Below are 12511 nucleotides of genomic sequence, written 5' to 3'. Positions count from 1 at the left end.
ATTGGCAGCCAATTCTTCAGGCAGCGCGTCGGTGGCTTGTTGCAGGGCGTCGATGGCCTGGCTGGCGCTGCTGTGGCGCAGGGCATCGCCGCTGCCGAGGTAGTCCTGAATATTGGTCGCCACCTCAGACTGGAAGCGCTGCGACAGGCTCAGGTACTGCTCCATTAACTGATAGGGCTTTTCCAGCGCCCGCTGCGACCACCACAGCGTGGCGCCCAACGCCAGGCAAACGGCGACGAGCAGGGCGGTGTTGAGGTTGGTTAGTTGCTTCAGGCGCATAGGGAGGACTCGACCGATAACCCATGGCGTCAAAACGCCATGACTGGCTGTAAAGTCTTGAATTTATTGCTCTTTCATTGCAAGCTGATGACAGCGTGACGGGCGTCACGCTTTTTCCTGAGCCGGTTGTCAGCTTTTGAAAATGTCGACCCGATTGCGGCCGCCGTGCTTGGCCACATACAGCGCTTGGTCGGCACGTTTGGACAGCTCGTTGCTGTCCACATCATCGATCAGTTGAGCGATGCCGCAACTGAAGGTGCAGGACAAATCCTGCGGCGAGGCCGGGTAGTGAATTTCGGCGAAGCGCTGACGAATGCCATCGAGCACTTTCGCAGCGGTAGCGGCGTCGGTATTGGGCAGCACCACGGCGAATTCTTCGCCGCCATAACGGCCGATATGATCGGTTTTGCGCAGACGCTGTTTGAGGAACAGGGCCAGGCTTTTGATCACGCGGTCGCCCATGGGGTGGCCGTATACGTCGTTCACTTTTTTGAAGTGATCGATGTCGAGCATGGCAAACGTCACCGGCTGGTTGTCGCGGCGCGCGCGGATGCGGGTGTCGTCGAGCAACTGCAAAATGTGCGTGTGGTTGTACAGGCCGGTGAGGCTGTCGCGGACCATGCGCGATTTCAGATTGCGCGCTCGTTCAGCGCGATTGCGCACGGTGGCGATCAGGTGGCGCGGTTTGATCGGTTTGGTGAGGAAGTCGTCGCCGCCCTCGCTCATGGCATCGAGCTGCTTGTCCAGATCGTCTTCGGCCGACAGGTAAATAATCGGCACGCTGACGTAACGGTCGTTGTGGCGAATCACCTGCGCCAGCTCGGTGCCGTTGCACTCGGGCATGTACATGTCGAGGATGATCAGGTCCGGCTGGAATTCGGCCAGCACGCTCATGGTTTTGATCGGATCGGTCAGCGTGTGGGTGATGATGCCGGCGCTGTTGAGCACGCGTTCGGTGTGTGTGGCCTGGGCGCGGGAGTCGTCGATGACCAGCACGCGGAAGGGCTCGTACTGGCTCACATGGGTGAGCACTTCAATACGCTCCAGCAAGGTGGAGGCATCCAGGCTGCCGGTGAAGAATTCTTGCCCGCCGGCACGCACGGCGGCGAGGCGGGTAGGGGTGTCGGTTTCTTCTTCGCTATAAAAAAGCAGCGGCAGTTTCTGTTCCAGGTCCTGCTGAATTTCGTTGGCCAACTCCAAGCCCTGGCCGGGGCCGGCGAAGTCGACTTCCATAAGAATCGCAGCCGGGTGGCGTTCGCGCATGGCGGCGCGAAACGCGCTGACGCTGTTGAACGACTGCGCGCTCAGGCCAAAGAATTCCAACTGCTGGGCCAAGCGCTCGGCGCGCTCGCGATCCTGCAAACCGACATAAACGGGTTTGCGCAGCGGCGGCAGGAAAGTTTGTTCGTATTGATCGCCATGGCGCAGCCCGGTGCGCGATAGGCGCTGCATCAATTGATTGAGTTCGGTGATCAGCGCGCTATTGAGGCGACCTTTGTTGGCGCCGCTGGCTTCCAGGCACTGGCCGATGCTGCGGGCCAGTTGCGCATGGTCTTCCTGGCCGAAACGCTCGGCGTAGCGCAGCAAGCGCAGGTTGGCTTCGGCCAGTTCCGTGTCATTCCATTCGCGCTCTTGCAGCCGCTGCCACACTTCGAGCACTTGCCGCGCCTGGTGAATTACGCGCTGGGCAAAGTGATGCTTGAGGCGGTCACTGCTGAGATCTTCTTGCTCGGACATGGCCGGACGTCTTCTGTGATACGGCGGTGCCGCAGGGGCGGCTCGAATGGTGGCGCTATGCTACCAGTGGCACTCTTACAGGCTAGTACCGTCGATCATTTGACGCCAGTCGTACACCGAATCTGTGACGGGCGGCAGAAACTTCTGATAGGTGACAACGCTGTTACACAACCGGCGCTAAGTTTGCGTCGGCGCCCTGCGCATCCGCAAGCGCTTCCCTTATAGTGCCCGGCGGGCCGTAGAAGAACAGTGCCCCGCCGCGCACTCCGAGAAAGAGGCGCCAATCAGGCGGCACCCTCCGTAGAGGCTGTGGTCGAACTGCTGACTTCGATTGAAAGGACAAAGCCATGTTGAATTGGAAGAACCGCGCAAGCACCGTGCGCGACGGCGTCGGGAACTCGGTAGACGGCGCCCGCAGTTATTTTGGCGGCCTGTGGGTCAGCCGCGCACTCGGCACTTTGCTGGCGCTGTATTTGATAGCGGCGGGCCTGATCGGCTGGTGGTGGAGCCAAGAGCCCGGCTTGTTCCAGGTTCAGCAAAACGCCCAACAGGCGGCGCAACAAGCCAATCGCCAGTTGGTTAGCGGTTACACCACGGTAGAAACTCTGAAGAAAGTCGTGTCGACTCTGCTCGACAAACCAGGCGGCTACCTCTCCAACGACCTCGCCCCGCCGGGCCTGTGGCTCGACAACATGCCGAGCTTCGAATACGGCGCGCTGGTGCAGGTTCGCGACCTTTCCCGCGCGCTGCGTAAAGACTTCGCCCGCTCGCAAACCCAATCCACCGAAGACCCGGATCTGGCCAAGGCCGAACCGCGTTTCAACTTCGACAATAAGAGCTGGGCGCTGCCGGCCTCCGAAGCCGAGTACCGCGAAGGCATCAAATCTCTCGACCGTTACCTCGCCCGTCTGGCCGATCCAAACCAGCCGAGCGCGCAGTTCTACACCCGCGCTGACAACCTTAATAACTGGCTGGGCGACACCGCCACGCGCCTGGGTTCGCTGTCGCAACGGCTGTCTGCCAGCGTTGGCCAGGTGCGCCTGAACAGCGGCACCAAAGAACCGGTGCAAACCGTGACGGCGGGCGACGTGCCGGCGGTGCGTGAAGAAGTCTACGAAACGCCGTGGATGCAGATCGACAACGTGTTCTACGAAGCCCGTGGCCAGGCCTGGGCGCTGTCGCACATCTTGCGTGCCATTGAAGTGGACTTCGCCGACGTGCTGGCGAAAAAGAACGCCACCGTTAGCGTGCGTCAGATCATTCGTGAGCTGGAAGCCTGCCAGGAACCGCTGTGGAGCCCAATGGTGCTCAACGGCAGCGGCTACGGCATTCTCGCCAACCACTCGCTGGTGATGGCCAACTATATTTCCCGCGCCAACGCCGCGATCATCGACCTGCGCCAATTGCTGAGTCAGGGTTGATGGTCCAAGCACCTGCCAACGAGGTGGCCCACCGGGCTGCCTCCGACGCCGAACGCATCGCTTGGGTAGACGAAGCCGACAACGAACTCGGCAGCCTGCCGCGTGCCGAACTTCGCGAGCGCGGCCTGATCGGTCGCGGCACGTTCATTCTGTTGTTCAACTCGGCCGGCGAGCTGTGCATTCACCGTCGCACCCTGAGCAAAGCGGTGTATCCCGGTTACTGGGACGTGGCCGCTGGCGGCATGGTGCAGCGAGGCGAAAGCTACGCCGAGTCGGCCGCCCGCGAACTGGAAGAGGAGCTGGGTGTTGGCGGTGTAACGCTGCGTGAGCACGGGCGATTTTTCTTCGAACAGCCGGGCAATCGTCTCTGGGGCGCGGTGTTTTCTGCCGTGTCGGATGCGCCGTTGCGTCTGCAACCTGAAGAGGTGCTCGAAGCTCGTTTCGTCACCGTCGAAGCCGCCCTGGTTGCCGCTGAAAACCAGCCGTTTTGTCCCGATTCCCTGGAAGCCTTCAAGCGTTATTTACGCAGCGGCGCAGCAGGTCGCGAATTCAGCGTTTAATGGCGCAAATTGGCTATTAGCAACAGCGAAAATTATCGGTACACTGCGCCGCCTTTCAAACTTGAGCCTCCCGGCCCAGGTGCGCTGCCCCTGCCAGAGTGGGGCTTCGCGGCTGACACCTCGTCAGCTAGTCGCTTTCAGGTCCAACTACTAACGCTGCGCTGGACCTTCCTGACCGAGGACAACCCGGTGGTCAAGAAAGCTTCGTCCTTTTCCGCCCTCGGCGGTTTGGTGTTTTCCACCGATGCAGGCCGGCATTGCCCCGACTGCAGCAAACCGGTGGACGCCTGCATCTGCAAACAGACCGCCATTCCCGACGGGGATGGCATCGCCCGTGTGCGCCGCGAAACCAAAGGTCGCGGCGGCAAAACGGTAACCACGATCACCGGCGTGCCCCTGGCCGAAGAGCCGCTTAAAGAGTTGGCCGGCCAACTGAAACGGCGCTGCGGTTGCGGCGGCTCGGTGAAAGACGGCGTTATCGAAATCCAGGGCGACCACGTGCAATTGCTGCTTGATGAGTTGATCAAGCAAGGCTTCAAAGCGAAGAAATCCGGCGGCTGATCCGTCGCCTCCTAAACTTTCGCTGTGCCTTGTTCGTCATCGACGCGGCTGAACACCTCAGCAATCGTCATGTCCACTGCTTACCTTGCTCGAGTCGGGGCTGCCCGGCGCTTTTGAATTCTTCCAAAAAGGGAACCTGAATGTCCGTACGACGCACACGTAAAGATGACGGCAGCCAATGGACCGTTGCGGACAGCCGCAGCGTTTACGGCATTCGCCATTGGGGCGCCGGCTATTTCGCCATCAACGAAGCGGGCCGCGTCGAAGTGCGCCCCAGCGGCCCGAACAGCGCGCCGATCGACCTGTTCGAGCAAGTTGAAGAACTGCGTCAGAGCGGCTTGTCGCTGCCCCTGTTGGTGCGCTTCCCCGACATTCTGCAAGACCGCGTGCGTCAGCTGACCGGTGCTTTCGACGCCAACATCGCGCGCCTCGAGTACAAGAGCCAATACACCGCGCTGTACCCGATCAAGGTCAACCAGCAGGAAGCGGTGGTGGAAAACATCATCGCCACGCAGAACGTGTCCATCGGCCTGGAAGCCGGCTCCAAGCCGGAGCTGCTGGCCGTGCTGGCGCTGGCCCCGAAGGGCGGCACCATCGTTTGCAACGGCTACAAAGACCGTGAATTCATCCGCCTGGCGCTAATGGGCCAGAAGCTCGGCCACAACGTCTTCATCGTCATCGAAAAAGAATCTGAAGTTCAGCTGGTGATCGAAGAAGCGGCCGAGCTTAAAGTCGCGCCGCAGGTAGGTTTGCGCGTTCGGCTGTCGTCGCTGGCCTCCAGCAAATGGGCGGATACCGGCGGCGAGAAATCCAAGTTCGGCCTGTCGGCGGCGCAACTGTTGTCCGTGGTCGAGCGCTTCCGTGCCGCCAACCTGGACCAAGGCATTCGCCTGCTGCACTTCCACATGGGCTCGCAAATCGCCAACCTGGCCGACTACCAGCACGGCTTCAAAGAAGCCATCCGCTACTACGGCGAACTGCGCGGCCTCGGCCTGCCGGTTGACCACATCGACGTCGGCGGCGGTTTGGGCGTCGACTACGACGGCACCCACTCGCGCAACGCCAGCTCCATCAACTACGACATGGACGACTACGCCGGTGTTGTGGTCGGCATGCTCAAAGAGTTCTGCGACGCGCAGGAACTGCCGCACCCGCACATCTTCTCGGAAAGCGGCCGCTCGCTCACCGCGCACCACGCCATGCTGGTGGTGCAAGTGACCGACGTGGAAAAGCACAACGACGAAGTGCCGGCCATCGACGACAAGGAAACCTTGCCCGAAACCGTGCAATGGCTGGTTGACCTGCTGGGCCCGACGGACCTGGAAATGGTCACCGAAACCTACTGGCGCGCCACCCACTACATGAGCGACGTGGCCAGCCAGTACGCCGACGGCAAAATCAGCCTCACCCAAAAAGCCCTGGCCGAGCAGTGCTACTTCGCCGTGTGCCGTCGCCTGCACAACTCGCTCAAAGCCCGCCAGCGCTCGCACCGCCAAGTGCTCGACGAGCTCAACGACAAGCTTGCCGACAAATACATCTGCAACTTCTCGGTATTCCAGAGCCTGCCGGACACCTGGGCCATCGGGCAGGTATTGCCGATTCTGCCGCTGCACCGTCTCGGCGAAGAACCGCTGCGTCGCGCCGTGCTGCAGGACCTGACCTGCGACTCCGACGGCAAGATCAAGCAATACGTCGACGAGCAGAGCATCGAAACCAGCCTGCCGGTGCACGAAGTTCGCGAAGGTGAAGACTACTTGCTCGGCATCTTCCTGGTCGGCGCCTACCAGGAAATTCTCGGCGACATGCACAACCTGTTCGGCGACACCGACTCGGTGAACATCTACCAGAACCCGGACGGCACCGCGTACCACGCCGGTATCGAAACCCACGACACCATCGAAGACATGCTGCGTTACGTGCACCTGTCGCCCGAGGAGCTGATGACCCACTACCGCGACAAAGTCGCCAGCGCGAAGATCAGCCCACGGGAACGCACCCAATTCCTCGACGCCCTGCGCTTGGGGCTGACACGGTCTTCGTACTTGTCTTCATAAGCTTGTTTCCCCTCTCCCGCTTGCGGGAGAGGGGCCAGGGGAGAGGGCAAGCCGTTCACTCCCGCTGCAGTCCAACTCAAGAGCTGTTTCCTCTATGCGCCGACTGCTCACCCCGCTTTTCCTCGCCCTCAGCACTTTCCTCAGCGCCTGCTCCCCCGTAGGCCTGCTCAACGCCCTGACCCCCACCGACAGCTACAGCAAAACCAGCGCCATCGCCTACGGCAGCGACCCCCGTCAGCGCCTGGACATCTACGTGACCGCCGCCAAAAAAACCGGCCCAACGCCGGTCGTGCTGTTCTTCTACGGCGGCAGCTGGAACAGCGGCGAGCGCAACGACTACCGCTTCGTCGGCGAAGCCCTGGCCAGCAAAGGCTACGTTGCCGTCATCGCCGACTACCGCCTGTATCCGCAGGTGCGCTACCCCGACTTCCTCAAAGACGGCGCTCACGCCTTCGCCTGGGTTCACCAGCACATCGCCGTTTATGGCGGCGATCCCGAACACATGTTCGTCATGGGCCACAGCGCCGGCGCCTATAACGCCGCCATGCTCGCCCTCGACCCGCGCCTGCTGGCCGAAGTGAACCTCAGCGCCAGCGACATGCGCGGCTGGATCGGCCTGGCTGGCCCGTACGATTTTCTCCCCATCGAAAACCCCGACGTGCGCCCGGTGTTCTTCCATCCCAACAGCCCGCCGGACTCGCAACCCATCAACCACGTCTCCGCCAGCTCGCCGCCAGCCCTATTAATGGCGGCGAGAAAAGACGACCTAGTAAATCCGACACGCAACACCGGCGGCCTGGCCAAGCGCCTGCGTGAAGCCGGCGTGCCCGTGAGCGAGCACTACTACGACAACGTCAGCCACATCAGCCTCGTCGTCGCCCTATCGCGCCCCCTGCGCTACAAAGCCCCCGCCCTGGACGAAATCGCCCGCTTCATCGACAGCGACGGCGGCCGCACCCCCTAAAACAAAAAAGCCCGAGCCCAAAGCCCCTCCCACCGGACCAGATCCTGTAGGAGAGGCTTCAGCCTCGAGCTCTTAAATTTTCAATCTAGTGCCAACCACGTCGCCCTCGCTCAACCCCTGAGCCGCCCATCAACACCTCGACTACGGCGCCCCAAACTTCAACGTACCCAACGCTAGATGTCCAAACACCGTCCAACCCAACACGCTTAAAACCGCAATCACCACCCACCCGACGACAAGCCCCAGCGCGATCTGCTTCCACAGCCCTGCATGAGGATTGCTATGGGTCGAGCTACCGGAACGGACAGGGCGGTCGCGCTCGGCGCGGATGTCGTCGAAATCGTCTCTCATGTTTTCTCCGCTCGCCTCAAGGCGCGCTTTAACGAAATTTAGTCTGGCTCGATGCCGTCTGGACTTTGATGCTCAGTTGCTGGCCTGGTTCGCCCCAATATCAGCCACAGCGCGTACTCGGGAAACGCCTGCGAAAGGATGTTCTGCATTAGGCCTGCCCGCTTCCAGCGCGCGCGATTATAGGAGTAATAGCCTGTACCAGTGCGGAGCGAAGGATTGGTCGCGTGGCTACTTACGCCGGTAACTCTTCTTCCCCGACGGCGTCACACAAAACTCCCCACCCCGCGGCCCGACACACAACTTCCCGCCACCACACGGACATTCCCCACCGGCGTTTTCACCCACTGCCTTCAGCGGCGCAAGGCTCCCGCCATGGATCGCCGCACAGTTCTTCTTCGACCCACTGATCGAACCATCATGACAAACAAACAGCTCGCCATCGCAACGGGCGATGCCGCCTTTGGCGCCGGAACAGGGTGTGTTGGCAAGGCTGGGTTGGGCGACGCTGAGGAGCAAGAAGAAGAGGGCGGGCAGCACGAAACGGGAGAGCACGGCGAAATCCTTTTTGCGCGATGTGGGGAGTTGTGTCGGGCGAAGGATCTGAGTTTCGCATGGAAATGGGCCAATTTCTCAAGCAGTGCAGCAGCGCCGAGGCACGACCCGTAACCTACTTACGGGTCGGTTGGCACCACGAATTGTTGACGTCACGGTCGCCATGCCGAATACTAAATTAACGCTTAACGTTAAGGATTAAAGCGTGATTCTGAATTTTGCTTGTACGGATACTGAAGCGTTATTTGGAACAGGCCGTTCTAAGCGATGGGGCAACATTCTGAATGTAGCGACACGTAAGCTCGCGATGCTTAACGCTGCCGCGGGCCTCCGCGATTTAAAGTCGCCACCAGGAAATATGCTTGAGGCATTGCTGGGAAATCGCGCGGGTCAGTACAGCATTCGAATCAACGACCAGTTTCGGATCTGCTTTGTCTGGACCGATACCGGCCCGAAGAACGTTGAAATTGTGGATTACCACTGAGGAGATTTCACATGGTTGCTAACGGGATGCGCCCGATCCACCCAGGAGAGATCTTGCGAGAGGAGTTTCTTGAGCCGTTATGCATTACCCCTACGGCACTTGCCCGCGCCTTGCACGTCTCCACGCCGACGATTAATGAAATCGTTCGCGAAAGGCGAGGCGTGACCGCGGACATAGCAATTCGGTTAGGCCGTTATTTCGATACTTCACCGCAATTTTGGATGAATCTTCAAAGCGAGTACGCATTGATCATCGCGATCGCGGAGGCTGGGCAAGAGATCGAGCAGGAAATTGAGCCGCTGTTAGCTCAGGCATAAGTGCTACACCTAGCCGAAGCCAGCAAAGGTTCTCTCGGCATCTTCGGTCGGAAAATCGAATATTTTCGGAGGCTGTCTGCGAATTATCAGAAGCCAGAAACAACAAAGGCCTACCCGAAGGTAAGCCTTTGTTTTGTTTGGTGGCTACACAGGGACTTGAACCCCGGACCCCAGCATTATGAATGCTATGCTCTAACCAACTGAGCTATGTAGCCAAGTGGCGCGCATTATTCTTGGCTGGGGCTGAGCTGTCAAGCTGAAATTTCCGTAAATTTGCACGCATGATCAAGCGCTTACAGAGTTAGTGAGTGTCGCTTGCGGCGACGCTTCCTGGTTGCATGAGCGGGTTTTGCGTGAGCTGTTCCAGGGCCAAGGGTTTGGCGAAGAAATAGCCTTGCGCCTGGCCTGCGCCGATCTCGCGCAACAGCTGCAATGTCGCTTCGTCTTCTACCCCTTCCGCCACCACCGATAACCCCAACGACTCGGCCATGCGCACGATGGCGCGCACAATCGCGCGGCTGCGTGAGCTGGTGGTGAGTTCGAAGATGAAAGATTTGTCGATTTTCAAGCCGCTGAATTGGTACTGATGCACGTAGCTCAGGGACGAAAAACCGGAGCCGAAGTCGTCGAGCACCACGCTCATGCCTTGTTCGGATAACTGCTGCATGGTCAGTCGCGCTTGCGCCGGCTCGGCCACCAGGGCGCCTTCGGTGAGTTCCAGGCAGATGCGCGCCGGGGCGATGTTGTGGCGGGCCAGCAGGCTCAGCACTTCTTCGGCAAATTCGGCGCGGGTGATGCTGTAGCTGGAGCAGTTGACGTGCACGGTCGGCCAGTTGGCGTGCTGCGGCTGGGCGAGAATTTCGGCCACGCAGTTGAGCATGTACAAGTCCAGCCGGCCGATCAGGCGCAGGCCTTCAAGCGCGGGCAGGAAATAACCGGGTGCGATGACGGTGCCGTCGGGCTGATGCCAGCGAATCAATGCTTCCAGCGATACCAACTCACCTGTACGAACGTTGACGATGGGCTGGAAGTACGGCACCAGTTCATCGCTGCGTTTTAGTGCATTTCGTAGTGCGCCTTCGCGCTCCATTTGGTCGGACACTTCGCGGCGCAGTTCCTGATTGAACACGGCGAAGCTGTCGCGACCGGCATTTTTAACCCGATACATGGCCGTGTCGGCGTCGCGCAGCAGGTCTGCCGGTTCCTGATGGAATTGCTGGTCGGCGCTGACGATGCCGATGCTGCACGAGGAGAAAAGCGTGTGGCCGTCGATGGCGAACGGCAGGTCGAATTCCGTGAGGATGCGGTCGGCAATGCCGATGGCGACGTCGAGCGGGGCGCCCGGAGCGAGTACGGCAAACTCGTCCCCGCCCAATCGCGCCAGCAGGTCGCTGCCACGCAGGCAGGCGCGCAGGCGGGAGGCGGCTTCGGTGAGCAGCAGGTCGCCGAAGTGGTGGCCGAGGCTGTCGTTGATCAGCTTGAAACGGTCGAGGTCGATAAACATCACCACCAGCTGTTTGCCGTGGTCGCGAAAGTCATTCCAGGCGAGGTTCAACCGGTGCTGCAAGTGGCTGCGGTTGGGCAGGCCGGTCAGCGAGTCATGGGTGTTTTCGTGTTGCAGCTTGGCGTTGGCGAAGTCGAGTTCCCGAGTTCGGCTTTGCACGCGTTCTTCCAGTTGCAGGTTGGCAGCCTGCACCGCTTCGGCGGCGTTGCGACGGGAGAACGCGGTGTCGATGTGCCGCGATACAAAGGTCAGCAATTCCTGATCGCGCAGGGTATAGCGCACATTGGGTTCGTAACTTTGCACCACCAGCACGCCGCGTACTTCGTTGTCGGCAAACAGCGGGATGCCCAGCCAGGACTGCGAGCGCACTGGTTCTTTGCTGCGCTCGATCTCGCCGATGTCCATCAGCCGCGAGGCTTCGTCGTAGTCGATCAGGCATGGGCGCCGTTGTCGAATCACATACTCGGTCAGGCCGCGCTGGCCGCGACGCGACGGTGGCGGATCGCTGCGTTGTTCATCGACGAAATACGGAAAGCTGACTTCGTTGGTCTGCCTGTCGAACTGCGCAATATAGAAGTTAAGGGCGAACAGCAGCTCGCCAACGATGCTATGCAGGCCGCGGAACAGATCGACCATTTCCCCAGGCTGACTGGACAATTCGGTGATCTGAAACAGCGCGCTCTGAAGATGTTCGGCTCTTTCGCGGTCGGCCACTTCCTGGCGTAGCGTGTGATTGAGCTCCGACAGCTGCAGCGTTCGCCGCGAAACGGTTTCTTCAAGGTCAGCACGGTGAAGAATGCGATCCAGCGCCATGGCCACATGACGCACCACGACGAGAAACAGTGCGCGGTCTTCCGAGTTGTAGACCCGGGACTTTTCGTACACCTGCATGGCGAGCATGCCGAAGACTTCGTCAGAGGCGTTCTTCAGCGGCGCGCCCATCCAGAATTCCGGCTTGTGCCCGACGCAAAAAAAACGCCCTTCGGCTTCGGCAGCGTAGATACCCGCCGCGTCGATTAGCAGCGGTTGGCCACTCGTGAGCACTGTGCCGGTCAAGGACAGATGGTCCGGCTTCAAGTACTCGTAGGTCTCGGACTCCAGGGCCTCGGTGTCGATGATGTCGACGTAGTACGGGTAGGTGATCTTGCGTGTGTCGCTGTCGTACAGCGCCAGGTAAAAATTCTCCGCGTCGATCAGACTCGCCAGTTGCTTGTGCACGCCCATCAGAAATTCGGAGCGTTCGCGTGTAGAGGTGGCCAGATAGGTAATTTCATACAGCACGCGCTGGGTCAGTTGTGCACGCGCCAGGGTGATGCCCTGGGTTTGCAGCGCGAGCTGCTGGGCCAGCTCCGCGAGAGCGCCGGCATCGTCAGTTCCGCACTGTTGCGGCGCGAGCAGCCAGCCCAGCACGCTTTCGCCGCTGCCGGTGGCCCAGCGCTGCAATTGGCGACGCTCACAGAACTCATCGAGTTGATCCGGCGAAAGGCTTGCCGGCCAGTCAGCGCCCGGTTCGCCCTGGCCGCTGAGGTGCAAATGATCGTTAACCCGATACCAGGCCCAGGCATGTGTGTGTGGCCATTTCGCGGCGGAGGCGAGCAGCGCGGTGATGGCGCTGGCAAAGGCCGCCGCGTGTGGCGAGCCGTGGGGCAGGGTGGACGAATTCATTGGCGCTCCAGGCCTGATGCTTATCGGCCTCATCTTCGGGCTTATACCCGGGCGCTGGCAAG

Annotated in this window: 12 protein-coding genes and 1 tRNA gene; 8 read left to right on the top strand and 5 right to left on the bottom strand. The window is 60.4% G+C overall.

The genetic code is table 11. The features are described from left to right. Positions 1-408 precede the first annotated feature (408 nt). Positions 409-2016 carry a diguanylate cyclase gene (locus AC0IW7_RS04255; RefSeq protein ID WP_471815966.1) on the bottom strand — a complete coding sequence of 536 codons (1608 nt, stop codon included), beginning with the start codon at positions 2014-2016 and terminating at the stop codon, positions 409-411. A 347-nt stretch (positions 2017-2363) separates the two neighbouring features. Between AC0IW7_RS04255 and AC0IW7_RS04250 the strand changes: the two genes are divergently transcribed. From AC0IW7_RS04250 to AC0IW7_RS04230, 5 genes are all read left to right on the top strand, one after another. Continuing rightward, positions 2364-3437: a DUF2333 family protein gene (locus AC0IW7_RS04250; RefSeq protein WP_471815964.1), complete on the top strand. Its 1074-nt coding sequence runs from the start codon at positions 2364-2366 to the stop codon at positions 3435-3437. Further along, entirely contained in the window at positions 3437-3997 is a 561-nt protein-coding gene (locus AC0IW7_RS04245) for an NUDIX hydrolase (RefSeq protein ID WP_471815962.1), read from the top strand. Before AC0IW7_RS04250 ends, AC0IW7_RS04245 begins: the two co-directional genes overlap by 1 nt. A 189-nt stretch (positions 3998-4186) precedes the next feature. Then, positions 4187-4558, top strand: coding sequence for a translation initiation factor Sui1 (locus tag AC0IW7_RS04240; protein WP_471815960.1), 372 nt, complete (start codon positions 4187-4189; stop codon positions 4556-4558). A 140-nt stretch (positions 4559-4698) separates the two neighbouring features. Then, entirely contained in the window at positions 4699-6612 is a 1914-nt protein-coding gene (speA, locus tag AC0IW7_RS04235; protein ID WP_463381718.1) for an arginine decarboxylase, read from the top strand. Positions 6613-6706: 94 nt separating this feature from the next. Beyond that, the gene (locus AC0IW7_RS04230) at positions 6707-7576 is read left to right on the top strand and encodes an alpha/beta hydrolase (protein ID WP_471815958.1); all 870 of its coding nucleotides are present in this window, start codon (positions 6707-6709) and stop codon (positions 7574-7576) included. Between the two features lie 141 nt (positions 7577-7717). Here AC0IW7_RS04230 and AC0IW7_RS04225 read toward each other — a convergent pair whose 3' ends face one another. Further along, positions 7718-7927 carry a hypothetical protein gene (locus AC0IW7_RS04225; RefSeq protein WP_122493005.1) on the bottom strand — a complete coding sequence of 70 codons (210 nt, stop codon included), beginning with the start codon at positions 7925-7927 and terminating at the stop codon, positions 7718-7720. 228 nt (positions 7928-8155) lie between these two features. Beyond that, the gene (locus AC0IW7_RS04220; RefSeq protein WP_471816125.1) at positions 8156-8464 is read right to left on the bottom strand and encodes a YdcA family protein; all 309 of its coding nucleotides are present in this window, start codon (positions 8462-8464) and stop codon (positions 8156-8158) included. Between AC0IW7_RS04220 and AC0IW7_RS04215 the strand changes: the two genes are divergently transcribed. The 3 genes from AC0IW7_RS04215 to AC0IW7_RS04205 all read left to right on the top strand — a co-directional run bounded on the left by AC0IW7_RS04215 (position 8345) and on the right by AC0IW7_RS04205 (position 9280). Next, positions 8345-8593, top strand: coding sequence for a hypothetical protein (locus AC0IW7_RS04215; RefSeq protein ID WP_471816132.1), 249 nt, complete (start codon positions 8345-8347; stop codon positions 8591-8593). The two genes, AC0IW7_RS04220 and AC0IW7_RS04215, sit on opposite strands and share 120 nt — an antisense overlap. A 91-nt stretch (positions 8594-8684) precedes the next feature. Then, positions 8685-8963 (top strand): type II toxin-antitoxin system RelE/ParE family toxin, encoded by a 279-nt coding sequence (locus tag AC0IW7_RS04210; protein ID WP_471815956.1) that lies wholly within the window; start codon positions 8685-8687, stop codon positions 8961-8963. Positions 8964-8974: 11 nt separating this feature from the next. Continuing rightward, entirely contained in the window at positions 8975-9280 is a 306-nt protein-coding gene (locus tag AC0IW7_RS04205; RefSeq protein WP_463551418.1) for a HigA family addiction module antitoxin, read from the top strand. Positions 9281-9418: 138 nt separating this feature from the next. Here AC0IW7_RS04205 and AC0IW7_RS04200 read toward each other — a convergent pair. Continuing rightward, positions 9419-9495 (bottom strand) — tRNA-Met (locus AC0IW7_RS04200). 86 nt (positions 9496-9581) lie between these two features. After that, a complete protein-coding gene (locus AC0IW7_RS04195; RefSeq protein ID WP_471815954.1) occupies positions 9582-12449 on the bottom strand; it encodes a bifunctional diguanylate cyclase/phosphodiesterase in 2868 nt (955 codons plus the stop codon). Positions 12450-12511: the final 62 nt, after the last annotated feature.

This window comes from Pseudomonas sp. AC229, from assembly GCF_979254655.1.
This window is presented reverse-complemented; position numbering and strand designations above follow the sequence as displayed.